The following is a 15,948-nucleotide window of genomic DNA, read 5'->3' as shown; positions in this document are numbered from 1 at the left end:
GAAATTATCCGAAAATTACGCCCATATTTATCAGATTTTGCCGATAGCATATCTCGGAAAGAACGCCATCCTAAGTCTGATATGGCACGGGATAACTTACGATTTTTAACCATTCCCGATGTGTTTAAATCCTCTAAAATTATCGTTTGATTTTCACGAACAACTCTAGTGGATAATTTATGCAAGAAATCAGTACGAGTGTCTTTAATCTTTGCGTGGATTTTAGCTACTCGTTTTCTGGCTTTTTCCCGTCGCTTACTTCCTTTCTGTTTTCTAGAAAGGTTTTTCTGTGCTTTTCTTAGTCGTTTTAATCGTTTTTTTAACGGTTTCGGTGCGTCTATCTTTTCCCCTGTTGAGAGGGTAGCAAAGGTAGCAATCCCTAGATCAATTCCCACTGACTCCCCATTATTAGGAAGTGTTTCGGGATGAATCTCGACAACAAAGCTGAGAAAATAGCGATCTGCTGCATCTTTAATCACGGTGACCCTAGAAGGTTTAGAAGGTAATGGGCGACTCCAAACGATTCTTAAATCACCGATTTTTGCTAAAGTAACGTGATATTGATTGATGGTAAAACCATTGTCAGTAAATCTTGCCGATTGTTTAGATTTACGTTTTTTAAACTTGGGAGGTTTGACTTTCTTTCCTTTTCTCTCACCCTTGCAAGATGCAAAGAAGTTAGAATAGGCTGTCTCTAAGTCTCTCAAAGACTGTTGTAAAGGAATAGAAGAAACCTCGGTCAGCCAGACTTTTTCTGTCGTCTTTTTAATTTGAGTTAGTCTTTTAGATAACTCTGTATATTTTGGCTTTTTCTCCCCTTGTCGATAAAGTTCTTGACAGTAAGCTAAGGTATCGTTCCAGACAACGCGCACACACCCGAACAATTGAGACAAAAGCCTCTTTTGTTGGTCTGTTGGGTAAATACGGTATTGATACCTCGCTTTCATTGGGTTAAGATATTTGTTTCTGTATTTATTTTAACTAGGTCTGTTAATAATGTCAAGTCAGTTGCGAAAAGAAAGAAACTCTGTTTCCGATCTAAGGATACACTTGGTCTGTGTGACAAAATACAGAAGTAAGGTTTTTACTGGTAAAAGTCTGACTTTGGTTGAAAAATCTTTTAGGGAAGTTGCGGAAAAGATGAATTTTCAGATATTGGAATTTAACGGGGAGTCCGATCATGTACACGCATTGATTGAATATCCACCGAAATTATCTATTTCCGTGATGGTCAATTCTTTAAAGGGAGTCTCTAGTCGTAGGTATGGACAAGCTGGATATCCTAAACCGTACGGAAAAGACGCTCTTTGGTCGCCCAGTTATTTTGTATCTTCTGTAGGAGGTGCGCCACTGGAAGTTCTTAAGTGCTACATTAAAAATCAGGAAAAGCCGTCGTAAAACGACGGGGTTTTAACCCAAATTTTCGATAAGTTGGGTACTATTTTTGTAGATAGTGCAGAAATCTACAGGAGATCAAGTAATGAGTGAATCAGAAAGCAACAAGGTGCGTTACAAACCATAACGCACCAAAATTTTTATTAATCTCTAACAAAGATTACAGGGGTCGATAGACGCGATAATCGATATTGGGGAAAATATTGTCGATTTCCTCGACTTTTTCCAGCCAACCGGCATCAATCTTCTCGGATTTCACATCTTCATAGATTTTATTTAACCGCAGCAGGTGGGAACGAGTGCGCCGGACAGCATAGGGAACCATCGTACCGGTTCGCATAATAAACGCCCAATCAGAAGATTGTGCTAATAATAACTCCCGGGCCGCCTGATTTAAAGCCCGTTCCTGCAATTCATCCTCCGCTTCATGATGACTTAATTCAATCATCCGTTCCGTGCCTTTGTGTAGGTGAGGATAGATCCAAGCATTAGTTTCATTCAGCCAGTATTCATGGAAACCCTTATAACCCCAACTGGATTGGGAAGGACGACAGACCTGCTGGGTCGGGTTAGACCGGAGATAATCGGCTAAATGGGTCATTTGGTAGATATTTTGGTCATACCAAGACTTACGGAACAGAAAATCAATAAACCAGGGTCCCTCATACCACCAGTGACCGAATAACTCGGCATCGTAGGGAGAAACAACAAGGGGAGGACGGCCCATAATTCCGGCTAAACTCTCCACTTGCCGCTCGCGATTATACATAAAATTGCCCGCGTGTTCGGCGGCTTTTTCTTTGGCCCAGTAGGGGTCATAAAGCCCTTTTTCCGATAAACCACCGTCCCGGCTAGTAATTTTGTGGTATTTGATGCCTATATTCTTGCGTTGACCGTTGGGCATGATATAGGGCTTAATATACTCGTATTCCGCTTCCCAGCCCAAATCTTTATAGAATTCCCGATAAACTATATCCCCCGGATAACCAACTTGGGAAGACCAAACCTGTTGAGAAGATTCGTGGTCACGACCGAAAGCAGCCACCCCGGTTTCCGTGAAAATGGGCGCGTAACTGCCGTAACGGGGGCGAGGACGACCGTAGAGAATACCGTGGCCATCGACGAGGAAATAACGAATGCCCGCATCGGCTAACATTCTTTCTACCCCTTCGTAGTAGGCACATTCCGGCAACCAAATGCCCTTGGGACGACGACCGAAATTTTCTTCGTAGTGTTGACAGGCCACCTCAATTTGCGCCCAGACCGCTTGTGGGTACATTTTCATCAGGGGCATATAACCGTGAGTCGCACCACAGGTGATAATTTCTAGGTTATTACTGTCAAGGAATTGTTTAAAAGCTTTGACCAGATCTCGATCGTATTTTTCCCAAGTTTGTCGGATACTTTGGAAAGATTCAGCGTAATATTCGGCTAAGTAGCGAATATGGCCATTGTGTTGATTATGGTCGATTTCTTTAGCAATTAATTCTTCTAACTTACCTAAGTGTTCTTCATAACGCTCTTGCAGTAACGGATCCCGCAGCATCGACACCAAAGGCGGAGTCATGCTCATGGTCATTTTAAAATCGATACCGTCCCGCTTGAGACCTTCAAAAACTTGCAGCAGAGGGATGTAGGTTTCTGTGATTGCTTCGTATAACCATTCTTCTTCGAGGACGTAATCGCTTTCGGGATGGCGGACGAAAGGGAGATGAGCGTGGAGAACTAGGGCAACATAGCCAAAAGCCATAGGATTTCTTCTTAGAATTAAGGAATAAAACTTTAAGATTAGGTTGAGTAGATTTTATACTATCTTAAGCTTCTACAATAAAGAATATGATAAAAGTCGATCGATCGTCGATCGATCTCGTCAATCCCTAGGTTTACTAATTTTCCGATGCTCCCATCTAACGAGCCACTGACTGCTTTAGGGAGAGAGACGACAACGCCTCTCTCGATTCAACTTTTGCTGTTTGTTGATGACCGTCCCAGTTCTCAAGAAATTATCCGTCAAATTCAGTCCTATCTCCAGTCTTTAAAGTCTGATTACCCGATTGACCTACAAATCATCGAAATTCGCCAGCAACCTCATTTAGTCGAACATTTTCGCCTTGTAGCTACCCCCGCCTTGGTCAAAATTGCCCCCGGCCCCCGCCATACCCTCGCGGGCAGTAATCTGGTGGAACAGTTTAAAAAATGGTTGGTACGCTGGCAAAAAGCGATTAAAGAGGAGGTCAAAAATCATCCCGCTGAGGATGCACAACTTCAAGAGGTGGAACATTCGGGCGAACTCATCCGCATCGCCGATGAGGTTTTTCGTCTCAAACAGGAAAAGGAAGAATTATTAGAACAATTAAAATTTAAAGACCAAATTTTGGCTATGTTAGCCCACGATTTACGCAGCCCTCTCACCGCCGCTTCCATCGCCGTGGAAACCCTAGAATTAGCCTATCATCAACCGGATACTGAGCGCAGTCTGCAATTACGAGAACAACTGCACCAACAGGCCCGCAAACAGTTTCGGATTATGAACCGTTTGATTACGGATATTCTGCAAGCTTCTAAGAGCATGGCGGCGCAATTCACTCTCCAACAGAGTAAATTTTATCTCCAATCCCTCTGTCAGGAAATTTTGTCTCAATTTACCGATACTTTTCAGGAAAAGACTTTAACTCTCCAAAGCGATATCCCCCAAGATCTGCCCCCCGTCTATGCTGATGAGGAGTTAATCCGACAGGTGATTATTAATCTCCTGGAGAATGGGATCAAATATACTCCCGCCGGCGGCGAAATTACCCTTTCTGTCCTCCATCGTACTACTCAAAAAGTACAGGTGAGCATCAGTGATACCGGCCCCGGCATCCCCGAAGAAAAACAAGAGCATATTTTTGAGGGCCATGTGCGTCTCAAACGGGATGAGGGGAAAGAAGGTTATGGCATCGGTTTATCGGTCTGTCGCAAGATTATTCGCGCCCACTACGGTCAAATTTGGGTGGATAGTGTCCCTGACCACGGCAGTAGTTTTCACTTCACCCTGCCAGTTTATCGCTAAAATGCTCCGCTAACCAATTATCAATGTCCCCTAAAACTAAGTCGGGGATTTCCCAGGGGAACAGATGGGCCGTATCTGGGTAACATTTCCACTGACACAGTTTCAGTTTTTCGGCCGTTTCTTGGCTCGAAGCACTGGTAATATGGCGATCATTTGCCCCCGCCAGAACCAAGCAGGGAATTGTAATTTTGTCAAGAGATTTTAAACAATTGTAACCTTTTTTTAAAGCCCGATTTAAAGCGCGATCGGCAAAGGGAGAAGTTTGTAAGTAGGCAGGAACAGCATCTTGAGCGAGATGTTGATAGGCGATCGCTTGATGTTGTGAAAAAAGGTACTGAAACAGGGAACGACGAGCAAAAGTATCAATATTCCAACGCCATCCCGGTTTAATCTGATTGAGAATTGCCGCCATCCCCGTCAAAACTAAATCTGTGGTGGTGATAGGAGGATGACTACCCCAAGGCCGCGCGGCCGAGGCCACTAGAATTAAACCAGGAAAGCGATCGGGATGCCGCAATACTAATTCCAGTGCGATTATACCCCCCAAAGACCAACCGAGAATTAAACATTGCGGGATTTTTTGGCGATCGAGCAGCCCGATTAAATCCTCTAGATGTTCTTCTAGCTGAAAATCGCGGCGATAACGACTTTTACCGTAGCCGCGCAGATCTGGGGCCAGGGTTTGCCAGCGTTGGCAAAAATGATCGGTAAATACAGACATACTGGCTGCCGAACCGGGATGACCGTGCAGACAGAGGATCGGATAGCCATTACCTTTAATGTTAACGTTTAGAGCGATCGACATTGATCAGTTATCAGTTATCAGTTATCAGTTATCAGATTTGAGTTTTAAGTGAGCAGTATGTATTAAGCGAGCAGTATTAAATAGCAGTTTCCTGCTGTCTTTTCACTGTTCACTGTTTACTGATCACTGATTATTGACTAGGATATATGAGCGATCGAGTCTCTGGTAAGTCATACTAGAGAATAGGAGAGAGTTGGTCTAGAGGTTGCGGGATCATTTTATCAATGATTCCGAGGAAAGTCCGAACTCCCGAAAGACCACACTTGCTGGATAACGTCCAGTGCGCGCGAGCGTGAGGATAGTGCCACAGAAAAATACCGCCCCTTTTTTCAGTAATCAGTAAACAGTAATCAGTAAACAGTAACGAAAGTAAATTCGCTGATAACTGATAACTGATTGGGGGTAAGGGTGCAAAGGTGCGGTAAGAGCGCACCAGCAGTATCGAGAGGTACTGGCTCGGTAAACCCCGGTGGGGAGCAAGGTGGAGGGACAAAGGTTGGTCTTTTTCCTGTCCCGTTTTTAGGAACCGCTTGAGGTAATTGGTGACAATTATCCCAGATAGATAACCTCTATTCCAACAAAGGTAAAAGCGATTTTACTGCTGTTGGGAAATACAGAATTCGGCTTATGTCTGACTCTCTCCTTTATCAGTTATCAGTTATCAGGAGTCAGTATTCAGGAGATTATTTTTATTTATTCTCCCCCCGCAACGCGCACGAAGTGGTCTCCCCTGCATCCTCAACTACCAATTTAAATGCTTCTTAGCTTAGAGGGGGATTGTACCGCTAACGGTTAGGTGATTGATCAAATCCCGTATCGCTTGGCCGCCGCTACCGTGAGCTAGAGATATAATGGTGTGTCGCACTTAAGTAAGTTTGGGGTGTTTTTGGTTCTTTAGGAGATCTGAGGCTAAAATATTGGTTAATGGGTAAGTACCAGCAATATTGAATCTCTTAACAAAACTTGACATTCTGTTCAAAAAATGAGGCAAAGTCTATTGGCTAATCGCTATCGAATTATTCGACAATTAGGAAGTGGGGGATTTGGCGATACCTTTCTTGCGGAAGATACCCATTTACCATCAGGTCGCACCTGTGTAATTAAACAACTGCGGCCCATGCACAATAACCCACAGGTCTATCAACTGGTCAAAGAGCGCTTTCAAAGAGAAGCAGTGATTTTAGAAGATTTAGGAAATAGTCATGATCAAATTCCCACATTGTTTGCTTATTTTGAGGACCAGGGACAGTTTTATTTGGTTCAAGAATATATTCAGGGACAGACTTTATCTAGTTTAGTTAAGAGCCAAGGAAAACAAGAAGAAACCTTTGTTAAAAGAATTTTACTAAAGCTTTTAGTCCTCTTGGAATATATTCAAAGTAAACGGATTATTCACCGAGATATTAAACCAGATAATATTATTATTCGTCACCACGATCAAATGCCAATTTTAATTGACTTCGGTGCTATTAAAGAAGCAATAGGTACAGGGATGTCTCCTAGGGGTAATTCCACCAGTTCTATTGTAATTGGAACACCAGGGTTCATGCCTCCAGAACAATCAATAGGAAGACCAGTTTTTTCCAGTGATTTATATGCTCTTGGTTTAACAGCAATTTATTTATTAACAGGTAGAATACCTGAAGAATTAGAAACCGAACCGCTTACTGGAGAAATTATCTGGCGACAATATGCTTTAAATGTTAGTCCAACTCTAGCCAATGCAATTGATCAAGCTATTAAATCGCAAGCAAATCAAAGATTTACAACTGCTCAAATGATGAGACAGGCGCTACAGGGACAGCCGACAGTACTGCCAACTGAACTTTCTTTCCCTTCATCTCAACAAGGCAACGTGATTCTGAAAAATGACTGGATAAAAATTACTATTGCTGCTGTAATAATAGGTATTACTTTCTTAGCTGGCTGGACTTTCTTCTCTAAAAAACAACAACAAAAATTAGCAGAAAGAATCTCTGAAATTCAATCAGAACAGACTAATCAAGCCAAACAACAAGAGCAAGAATTAGCGGAAAGGCAACGACAGCTAGATGAAAAACAACGTCAGCTTGAACAAAACCAGGAAGAATTAGCTGAAAAACAGCGTCAACTTCAACAAGAAAAACTTAAACCAACTGAAACTATCGCCTCTTCTTCTGAGCAAACAAGCTTAATTTGGCGTTCTCAAAGTAATTTAACTAGAATTGCAAACTTAAATAAAATTTGTTTTGGTAGTAGTACACTCAGTTTAGTTGAAACTGTTTTTGGATATGGTAAACCACCATTTACAGGAACAATTACGATTGCTGCTCCCCAAACAGAAGGTTGTACAACTGGAGATACCCTACAAGGAAATTTTAAGCTGTCTGGAAATGCAGGTAACTGTGTCGGCACAGTTAAGATTACTTGGAAAAATAACGATAATGCTTTTATCCAATGGAATATTACTAATTTGGGTTTAGCTTGTCCTGTAGCTACAAGCAATTGGCAAGTTAATACTTATCCTGTCAAGCTTTAATTCGCCAAGTTTTGAAAATTCCCAAAAATAAAACTTTGACTCTTGTAGTTAGCAATAAATTTATGATAAAATTTTAATAAATAATCAGGAGCAATTATGGCAGTTAAACCAAAATCAGAAAAATTAAACAGTGATATTTTATTAAAGCAAGAGACGAAAGCCTTTAATCCTCCGTCCCTTCCTAACTCTTCCCCAAAGAGTAAAACTGTTTTTCTGCAACAAGCAGGTGCTTTAAGGGATGATAGCTCTCTTGCTGACCTAAGAGACTCTATTTACCAAGCTAGAGGACGTTCAGAAACTGAAGATGATGTATCTTCTTGACACGGATACTTTAACTCATCTCCACGCAGGTAATACTAACGTTATTAATCGGTTAGAAAGCTTACAGGATGAGGAAGTCGCCATTGCGATTGTCACCAAGATTGAAATTTTGCGGGGAAGGATAGATTATCTACTTAAAGCTTTTTCAGGAAGTGATCTATTGAAAGCACAAAAACTTTTTTGTCGTTCAGAAGTCCTACTGAATCAACTTCCTGTAATTTTAATTGATGGAGATGCTGCTAATCAATTTGACCGTTTGCGAAGTGTTTCTAAAATCCAAAAAATTGGCAGAGCCGATCTATTAATTGCTAGTATCGCATTAGCTAATCAAGCTAGGTTAGTAACCAGAAATCTGCGACATTTTAGACAAATTCCTGATTTATCCTTAGAAAATTGGGTAGATTAATACAAGGTCTGATTTGCCCAGTTTCTGAACCTTTAGTTGGCTCTAGATTTACCTCAATAATCAGTCCTCGCTTGAGATTTATTATGCTGTCCATCCTACTAAAGCTGATTCGGGAAGTTGCTGTAATTCTTCATCTTGTTCATAAATTGCTGCCTACAGATTTGCTGATTCCTGTAAGTCCTGAGCCTCTAGTTCTAGTTGAAATCGCTCTAGAGCCACTCTCACTATCTCATTAGCATCTTTAAAGCCGTATTTTTGATAACGGTTGAGAAATTCTATTTGAGGTTTTTATAGACTAAACTTTTGTTCGATCATGGTTTTTCTTGGTTGTTGATAAAGGTAATCCTTCTTCGAGTATAACGCTACAGGTGAAATAAGCTGTTGTGCATTTAAACTGGGTATGAGGACATTAAAAAACAAACTGAGAAACTCACTCTCTCCCCTCTCCCCCACACCCCACACCCCACACCCTACACCCCTTCTTCCCGCTCCCATGTCCTTAAGTGATCCGCGTCGCCAAAAACAATTAAAAACCCTAGTGGAAAAGCTGGGTTTATCGGCTGATGTCCCCGTCAGGTGGGATTTATTAGATTTAGCTCTAACTCATCCCAGTATTTCCCGTGATAAGAATTATGAACAATTGGAATTTGTGGGCGATTCTGTGGTAAGACTGGTGGCGGCGGAGGTATTGTTAGAAACCTATCCGGAGGCGCTAGTGGGAGAATTTGCCGCCCTGCGATCGATGATGGTTAGCGATCGCACTCTGGCGGAATTTGCGGATCGCTACGGTTTCGAGCGTTATTTGTTGGTATCAAGTAGTACGAGTATCGATCAAGCGGGGAGAATTTCGCGACTAGCAGACGCTTTTGAGGCGGTCTTGGGAGCATTATATCTTAGTACACAGACTATGGTTTTAGTGCGTTCTTGGCTAGATGAACCACTAAGGGAAAAAGCGGCCGAAATTCGTCGAGATCCGGCCCGACAGAATTATAAGGATGCCTTGCAGGAGTGGACACAAGCAAAATACAAAAAACTGCCGCAATATTTAGTCAAAGAAATCAATGGCTTAGATCAAGAACGTTTTTGTGCGGAAGTGTGGTTAAACGAGCAGAAATTAGGAGTGGGAACTGGCAGAAGCAAAAAAGCAGCGGAACAGGCAGCGGCTAAATCAGCTTTTCTAGAAGTGGTTAAAGGCTAAATGAAGATATTTTTGCCTAACGGACGAATTGCCAGAGGCGAATTTTAAAATCATAATTACCACTAGCCAAATACTGCCCATCGGGACTAAAAGCCAGGGATTCCACCCAGTCGGAATTATTATCAAACCAGGCCAACTGTTTACCCGTCGTCACATCCCATAAACGCACACCGTCATTACTGGCACTAGCGAGAATTTGTCCGTTAGGATGGAGTGCCAGGGAGCGAATTCGGGCCGTATGACCGATGAGGGTAAATAATAACTTATTATTGCTCGTATCCCAGATTTTAATCGTGCGGTCTAAACTACCCGTAATTAAATTGTTACCGTCGGGAGTGTATAAAAGCTTGCTAACCGCTTGGGGATGGGCGGAAAATTTCGATAAAAATTTGCCCTCGCGGATGTCCCAAAAATTTACCTCACCGTTTTCATGACCACTAGCAAGGGTGACACCATCGGATTTCATCCCTAGGGAATAAACAAAATTACCCACCCAATTTAAACGATAGAGGGGACGGCGGGGAGGTTGCACTGTCCAGAGGCGAATTCCTTCCAAACCACCACTAATTAACGTTTTACCATCGGGAGTAACCGTAAGGGCGAGGACAGTATTACCGTGTTCGAGGGCAATTCCTAAATACTTGCCTTCCACCAGATTCCAAAAATTAATGGAACCATCTAAACCGCTACTAACTAATAATCTTTCGTTGGGACTAATGGCTAAAGCTTTGACGCTGGTTCTTTGGGCGCGAGTTTGGGAGACTTTTTGTCCTGTTTTTACCGACCAAATTCTCAGGAGAGGATCCGTATCACTACCACCGGCGAGAACTAATTGGTTATCGGGGCTGAAAATCACAGCATTGGGGGTGGATTGTTGCCCTTCTAAGGTTTTAGCGAGGGTAAGTCTGCCTAAACCTTCTACTAGGATAGTTTCTGGGATTTTTTCGCCACTTTCAGCCGCGGGTCGAGCGGGGGCAAGGGGATTTTGGGCATGACTAAGCTGATGTTGCCCGATTGTCAGCGTGGTTAAGACACTGACCACAATTGCCCCGACAAGTTTCTCCCCACCGATAAATCGGAATTTCATAAATTTAGTTGAATATTAACAAATGAACCGTGCTATAGATTCTAGCCTTTGAGGAGATTGATTGCCAAGCAAGGGGAGATTTTTGAGCTAAGAAGGTCGATTTTTTTCGTTTTTCAGGGTTGGTAAAGCCACTTGACCCGATTGGGGCGGTAAATAGTATCTTGCTGCTTCTTCTTTGTTGATTACCTTGCTTTTTTGGCTCTGTTGCCACCTGGCGAAGATAGCGATCGCCATAATCGTTGCCCCTAAAGATAGCAGTGTCCATCTTTGTCCTACAACCCCGATGATGACATCTACTGCCGCTGCGGTAAAGATAAAGCTAGTTATTGGTTCTTGACGGTAAGCTTTCTTGAGAAAACGCGGCCAGAGGAGATTACTCATTTTATCTATTATTTCTACGGTTTCGATAATTCCAGCTTATCCTATCATCCTGAAAAATGTTGTCGATCGAGGTGATGGGGGTTTTTCAGTAATCAGTAATCAGTAATCAGTATATCTCCTGCAAAAATCAAAAATCTTCCGTTAGGTGAGGAGAATCCGAGACAGGAGGATAAAAAAGACAAGAGACAACTATTACAACCATAAAACCTAATATTATGTCAAATTTATCTGAATTTGAGGTCTAGTAAACAGTAAACAGTGAACAGTAACCAGTAATCAGTGAACTGAAAACTCAAATCTGATTAGCTGCCCGCACATTTAAATTGCTTGTTGAGATGAGGTAAGAGGCAACAGTAAAGAGATTGGCGGAAATTCAGCTAATCTAAGGATAGGCGGTTAAAATGTGTCTCCGATAACTGCTATAGCAGTTATCGGAGACAAAAGTTAGTTTAGGTCTGGGTTTTAAAAATCCCAGAAAAGAAGATTCGCATATCAAATCAGCAGGGCCCGATAATATTAGAGATTCTACTGCTGAACTGCAAATAATCACCACCGGAGGAGCCGATCCTTTAACAAATACAAAGAGACGATACCCCCTCAAAACCAGTTGATAGGATTATGGTAGTGACCGAAATCAACTTTTAAGAATCTATAATGGGCTTTATTGTCCATTATTATCTAATATAACGGCTTTAAAGCCTGTTATATGCACTTTTCCTCGGTATTATCATGGCCTATCCTCTCTACGTCGCTTTTATTTGGCATCAACACCAACCCCTCTACAAATCCTGTCAAACTCGCACCGATGCTTCGGGACAATATCGCTTACCCTGGGTGCGACTGCATGGGGTGAAAGATTATCTCGATTTAATCCTGATTCTAGAACGTTTTCCCAAATTACACCAAACTGTCAACCTTGTCCCCTCTTTAATCCTGCAATTAGAGGATTACGTCAACGGACTAGCTATAGACCCCTATCTTGCCCTCACCGTCACCGCAGAAGCGCAGTTAACCCTGGCACAAAAACACTTTATCCTCGAACACTTTTTCGATGCTAACCATCGTACCCTGATCGATCCGCACCCCCGTTACGGGCAATTATACGCACAGCGTCAAGAAAACGGTCATAGTTGGTGTATTAGCCATTGGCATCTCCAAGATTATAGCGATCTCTTGGCTTGGCATAACCTCGCTTGGATCGATCCTATCTTTCACAGTGACCCAGAAATCGCTGCCTGGTTAGAACAGGGAAAAAACTTCACTTTAAGCGATCGCCAGCGAATTATCTCCAAACAGCGTCAAATTCTGCGTCGTATCTTGCCGCAACACCGGTTAATGCAGGAAACCGGACAACTAGAAATCATTACCAGTCCCTACACCCATCCAATTTTACCCCTGCTGGCCAACTCGGAAGCAGGCCGGGTAGCAGCGCCGAATATGACCCTTCCTCGGCAATATTTCCGCTATCCTGAAGATATTTCGCGCCATCTCCAGAAAGCTTGGCAAATCTATATCGATCGCTTTGATAAACATCCTCGAGGACTGTGGCCCTCGGAACAATCCGTTAGTCCCGCGATTCTCCCCGCTGTCGCTAAACAGGGTTTTCAGTGGTTATGTTCCGATGAGGGGGTGTTAGGTTGGTCTCTGGGACATTACTTTCATCGCGACGAAAAAGGCAATATTAGCGAACCGGAATTGCTTTATCGTCCCTACCGTCTGGAAACTAGCAACGGCAATTTATCGATGGTTTTCCGCGATCATCGTCTCTCGGATCTGATCGGATTTAGCTATAGTGGCATGAAAGCGCAAGAGGCCGCTACAGACTTAGTTAAACACCTAGAAGCGATCGCCGAACAACTGAAAACCAACGCAGAAACCACGACCCTAGAAAAACCCTGGTTAGTTACCATTGCGCTAGATGGCGAAAACTGCTGGGAAAACTATCATCAAGACGGTTTACCCTTCCTAGAGAACCTTTATCAACTTTTAAGCGACCACCAAGCGATCGAATTAGTCACCGTCTCCGAATATCTCGATCGCTTTCCCGCTAATGCCAAAATTCCTGTCAATCAACTTCATAGCGGCTCTTGGATCGATGCCAATTTTACCACTTGGATCGGCGATCCCGCTAAAAATAAAGCTTGGGAATATCTAATTTTAGCCCGTCAAACCCTCGCTAATCACCCGGAAGCGACGGAAGATAATAACCCCGACGCGTGGGAAGCATTGTATGCAGCGGAAGGTTCCGATTGGTTTTGGTGGTTTGGTTATGGCCATTCCTCCAATCATGACGCAATTTTTGACCAACTTTTCCGCGAACACCTGATCGCTCTTTATCAAGCTTTAAATGAGCCAATTCCCTCCTATTTGCTCGAACCTGTGGAAGAACACGGGGATAAACAAACTAATCGTCCACTGGCTTTCATTCACCCCATTATCGACGGTTTTGGGGACGAACAGGATTGGGATAAAGCCGGACGGATCGAAATTGGCGGCGCCAGTGGTACAATGCACCGGACTTCCTTAGTACAAAGACTCTTTTTCGGTTGGGATCACCTCAATTTTTATCTGCGTTTCGATTGGAAACCGGGGGCAAAATTAGGAGAAGAAATTCCCGCAGAAGTGCATTTATATTGGTATTATGATGAAGTGCATCGTCTGCAAAGTCCAATTCCCTTAGCAGATATTCCCCCTCGATCGCCCCTCGATTACGGTTATCATCATCATCTAGGAATAAATTTAATCACGGAATTTACTTGGTTAGAATTCGCTCAAGAATATTTTACTTGGCAGCGAGTTCCTAGTAGTGCCAAAGCTTCTTTTAATCAATGTTTGGAGATTGCTGTACCTTGGGAAGGATTACACATTGAACCCGATGCTCGTCTCCATTTAATCGCAGTTTTAGCCAATCAAGGTCAATACTATGATTTCCTCCCCGTTGAAGAATTAATCTTCCTGCAAAGACCTTAAATCAGTGATCGGTGATCAGTAATCAGTGATCAGTAATCAGTAATCAGTTTTTTAGTTATCAGCTAGAATCATACTAAATCCGTTGAGCATGGGCTACATATCAGGACAGGCAATAGGCAAAAGAGGAAATAGATAATCAGTCTTTAATAACCAGATTTAGTATTAAACGCTATCCTTGGGGAAATGGATGCGGATTACTGGCAAATTCACCACATCTGTGCAGCGGGAAATTAGCTAGATATTCCCATGATCTAGCTTTTTCAGGGCGCTGAGAGCATGGAGACGGACGATTGCTTCCCCATCGGCTGCTAAAGTCAGCAAAATACTTTTATTGTCCCGATCTAATTCTCCTAAAGCGATCGCTAGAGACTGTTTAACTCCCGTATGAGCGAGGATCGCGGGACGGGAGTGATAAAAATTACCGAGAATTTCCCCTGCTTGTCGGCGTAATTTCTGGGAGGTTTGCCGGCCGAGAATAGCGATTATTTCCCGACAAATCAAGACATTTTCGCTATATAAAGCCTTTTCTAGGTAATTTAAAGCTTCCTCATCCTCGATCCAGCCTAATGCTCGAACCACAGTTAATTTTAAACTATCGGGAGTTAAGGAAGATTGCAGGACTGGATTTAAAGCTTTGGCTGAGGTTGCTGTGCCGATGCGACCGAGAGCGATCGCCGTTTCTTGACAGATATCGAGGTGGATATCGAATAACAGAGGTTGCAGATGGTTAACTAAATCTGCTTGGGGATAATTTGACCCTAGGTAACTACTAGCTTTAATTGCTTCCCGTCGCACCTCGATGGCCGGATCCTGTAAAGCATCGAGGATAATCGCAGTAATCTGGGGATGGTGAAAACTGCTTAAAGCTTCCATCGCCATGGACCGAATGGCGCTAGATTCATCCTTAACTACGGTTAAAAGCGGTTCGACAATTTCTGGCCGGCGAATTTGTGATAAAGCTTGTACGGCTAAAAAACGCCTGTTCGAGTCGGACAGTAATTGTCCTAAACTAGAGATCGCAGAACTGCCGATATTAGCTAAAGCGGCCGCAGCCATTTGGCTGATTTCCTCCTCCTCCGATTTTTGCAATAATTGACTGAGAGCGAGAATACAGGCTCGATCGTCAAATTGACTGAGAATTCTCGCCAGAAACCAGCGCATTTCCCCATCTTGTTCCTCGGATTCTAACAGGGCAATTAAAGGAGCGATCGCTGGTTTGCCGATTTGGGGAAATAGTTTAGCTATCTCCCATCGCTGTTGAAAATCGCATTTTTGTAAAGCTTCTAGGGCTAAATCGAGGATTTCATCGTTAATAATCGGTTCAATCGCATCTTTTTGGTTTAAAAGTCGCTGTATGCTGGCGTTTACTGTCTCCCAGTCTTTTTTATTCAACGCTATCTGAGCTTTTTCTAGCAGAGCTTGCATCGTGAGAAATGGCCTCGATTTTCGTGCTACCTATCCCAAGAATGTCAGACTTTCTCGCTTTTGTCCTCTCTTCTATGCAAGAAACCGATAATAAATCTCAAAATTGTGCATCAGACTTCAGTTTATCCTTAATTCTCTCGGGATAACCGAACAGAAAAGTATATGCTAGGCTACATTTAATCTAACCAAACCAAGAGAGCCGAGTTTTTTGTCGGAAGTGAAACTGCCTCATCCTGAAAGTACCATCATAGTTGACATCCTCACCGCCGTAAACGGACGGTGATTCCCAAACCTCACGATTTAGGTTTCTGCTTCTTTCCCGAAGGATTTTTCGCACCTGCCTTAACAGATTTACTCTGTTCTGGTCTTATGGTCGCTCTACAGACTGAC

13 protein-coding genes and 1 other RNA gene are annotated in these 15,948 nt (G+C 42.9%); 8 read left to right on the top strand and 6 right to left on the bottom strand.

Annotation, left to right across the window (positions count from 1 at the left end; genetic code table 11):
• Nucleotides 1-947: RNA-guided endonuclease InsQ/TnpB family protein (locus O9300_RS00305; RefSeq protein ID WP_287969326.1), on the bottom strand; the 947-nt coding region annotated here is incomplete at its 3' end.
• Nucleotides 948-996: 49 nt separating this feature from the next.
• Between O9300_RS00305 and tnpA the strand changes: the two genes are divergently transcribed.
• Nucleotides 997-1,398 (top strand): IS200/IS605 family transposase, encoded by a 402-nt coding sequence (gene tnpA / locus O9300_RS00300; protein WP_287969323.1) that lies wholly within the window; start codon nt 997-999, stop codon nt 1,396-1,398.
• A gap of 157 nt (nt 1,399-1,555) precedes the next feature.
• On the opposite strand, the gene O9300_RS00295 is transcribed toward tnpA, so the two are convergent.
• Nucleotides 1,556-3,145: a glycoside hydrolase family 57 protein gene (locus O9300_RS00295; RefSeq protein ID WP_012268235.1), complete on the bottom strand. Its 1,590-nt coding sequence runs from the start codon at nt 3,143-3,145 to the stop codon at nt 1,556-1,558.
• A 147-nt stretch (nt 3,146-3,292) separates the two neighbouring features.
• On the opposite strand from O9300_RS00295, the gene O9300_RS00290 reads away from it, so the two are divergent.
• Entirely contained in the window at nt 3,293-4,447 is a 1,155-nt protein-coding gene (locus O9300_RS00290) for a histidine kinase (RefSeq protein ID WP_287969320.1), read from the top strand.
• Here O9300_RS00290 and O9300_RS00285 read toward each other — a convergent pair.
• Nucleotides 4,425-5,252: an alpha/beta fold hydrolase gene (locus O9300_RS00285; protein ID WP_287969317.1), complete on the bottom strand. Its 828-nt coding sequence runs from the start codon at nt 5,250-5,252 to the stop codon at nt 4,425-4,427. The two genes, O9300_RS00290 and O9300_RS00285, sit on opposite strands and share 23 nt — an antisense overlap.
• 189 nt (nt 5,253-5,441) lie before the next feature.
• Between O9300_RS00285 and rnpB the strand changes: the two genes are divergently transcribed.
• The 5 genes from rnpB (at nt 5,442) to rnc (ending at nt 9,695) form a co-directional block, all read left to right on the top strand.
• An RNA gene (rnpB, locus tag O9300_RS00280) (RNase P RNA component class A) lies at nt 5,442-5,895 on the top strand.
• Between the two features lie 354 nt (nt 5,896-6,249).
• Nucleotides 6,250-7,770 carry a protein kinase domain-containing protein gene (locus O9300_RS00275; RefSeq protein ID WP_287969314.1) on the top strand — a complete coding sequence of 507 codons (1,521 nt, stop codon included), beginning with the start codon at nt 6,250-6,252 and terminating at the stop codon, nt 7,768-7,770.
• Between the two features lie 96 nt (nt 7,771-7,866).
• On the top strand, nt 7,867-8,091 hold the full coding sequence (locus tag O9300_RS00270; RefSeq protein WP_287732926.1) for a hypothetical protein: 225 nt from the start codon (nt 7,867-7,869) through the stop codon (nt 8,089-8,091).
• Nucleotides 8,075-8,497 carry a type II toxin-antitoxin system VapC family toxin gene (locus O9300_RS00265; RefSeq protein WP_287732924.1) on the top strand — a complete coding sequence of 141 codons (423 nt, stop codon included), beginning with the start codon at nt 8,075-8,077 and terminating at the stop codon, nt 8,495-8,497. The genes O9300_RS00270 and O9300_RS00265 overlap by 17 nt, the downstream gene beginning before the upstream one ends.
• Before the next feature lie 493 nt (nt 8,498-8,990).
• Nucleotides 8,991-9,695 (top strand): ribonuclease III, encoded by a 705-nt coding sequence (gene rnc, locus O9300_RS00260; RefSeq protein ID WP_287732922.1) that lies wholly within the window; start codon nt 8,991-8,993, stop codon nt 9,693-9,695.
• A 16-nt stretch (nt 9,696-9,711) separates the two neighbouring features.
• On the opposite strand, the gene O9300_RS00255 is transcribed toward rnc, so the two are convergent.
• Both O9300_RS00255 and O9300_RS00250 read right to left on the bottom strand, forming a co-directional pair.
• Complete coding sequence (locus O9300_RS00255; protein ID WP_287969310.1) at nt 9,712-10,782, bottom strand: WD40 repeat domain-containing protein; 1,071 nt, start codon at nt 10,780-10,782, stop codon at nt 9,712-9,714.
• Between the two features lie 87 nt (nt 10,783-10,869).
• On the bottom strand, nt 10,870-11,163 hold the full coding sequence (locus O9300_RS00250) for a hypothetical protein (RefSeq protein WP_287969308.1): 294 nt from the start codon (nt 11,161-11,163) through the stop codon (nt 10,870-10,872).
• A 729-nt stretch (nt 11,164-11,892) separates the two neighbouring features.
• Between O9300_RS00250 and O9300_RS00245 the strand changes: the two genes are divergently transcribed.
• A complete protein-coding gene (locus tag O9300_RS00245) occupies nt 11,893-14,133 on the top strand; it encodes a glycoside hydrolase (protein WP_287969306.1) in 2,241 nt (746 codons plus the stop codon).
• A 234-nt stretch (nt 14,134-14,367) separates the two neighbouring features.
• On the opposite strand, the gene O9300_RS00240 is transcribed toward O9300_RS00245, so the two are convergent.
• On the bottom strand, nt 14,368-15,558 hold the full coding sequence (locus O9300_RS00240) for a HEAT repeat domain-containing protein (RefSeq protein WP_287969304.1): 1,191 nt from the start codon (nt 15,556-15,558) through the stop codon (nt 14,368-14,370).
• Nucleotides 15,559-15,948: the final 390 nt, after the last annotated feature.

It is taken from the genome of Microcystis sp. LE19-195.1E (assembly GCF_027532095.1).
In the GTDB taxonomy this organism is placed as follows: Bacteria; Cyanobacteriota; Cyanobacteriia; order Cyanobacteriales; family Microcystaceae; genus Microcystis; species Microcystis aeruginosa.
The sequence above is the reverse complement of the archived record's forward strand: the minus strand, read 5'-3'. Positions and strand labels throughout refer to the sequence as shown.

Excerpts from the sequence above, each read along its gene's own strand:
- tnpA (WP_287969323.1), top strand. The coding sequence starts at position 997 with ATGTCAAGTCAGTTGCGAAAAGAAAGAAACTCTGTTTCCGATCTAAGG.
- O9300_RS00240 (WP_287969304.1), bottom strand. The coding sequence starts at position 15,558 with ATGCAAGCTCTGCTAGAAAAAGCTCAGATAGCGTTGAATAAAAAAGAC.
- O9300_RS00270 (WP_287732926.1), top strand. The coding sequence starts at position 7,867 with ATGGCAGTTAAACCAAAATCAGAAAAATTAAACAGTGATATTTTATTA.
- O9300_RS00245 (WP_287969306.1), top strand. The coding sequence starts at position 11,893 with ATGGCCTATCCTCTCTACGTCGCTTTTATTTGGCATCAACACCAACCC.
- rnc (WP_287732922.1), top strand. The coding sequence starts at position 8,991 with ATGTCCTTAAGTGATCCGCGTCGCCAAAAACAATTAAAAACCCTAGTG.
- O9300_RS00295 (WP_012268235.1), bottom strand. The coding sequence starts at position 3,145 with ATGGCTTTTGGCTATGTTGCCCTAGTTCTCCACGCTCATCTCCCTTTC.
- O9300_RS00285 (WP_287969317.1), bottom strand. The coding sequence starts at position 5,252 with ATGTCGATCGCTCTAAACGTTAACATTAAAGGTAATGGCTATCCGATC.
- O9300_RS00250 (WP_287969308.1), bottom strand. The coding sequence starts at position 11,163 with ATGAGTAATCTCCTCTGGCCGCGTTTTCTCAAGAAAGCTTACCGTCAA.
- O9300_RS00265 (WP_287732924.1), top strand. The coding sequence starts at position 8,075 with ATGATGTATCTTCTTGACACGGATACTTTAACTCATCTCCACGCAGGT.
- O9300_RS00255 (WP_287969310.1), bottom strand. The coding sequence starts at position 10,782 with ATGAAATTCCGATTTATCGGTGGGGAGAAACTTGTCGGGGCAATTGTG.
- O9300_RS00290 (WP_287969320.1), top strand. The coding sequence starts at position 3,293 with ATGCTCCCATCTAACGAGCCACTGACTGCTTTAGGGAGAGAGACGACA.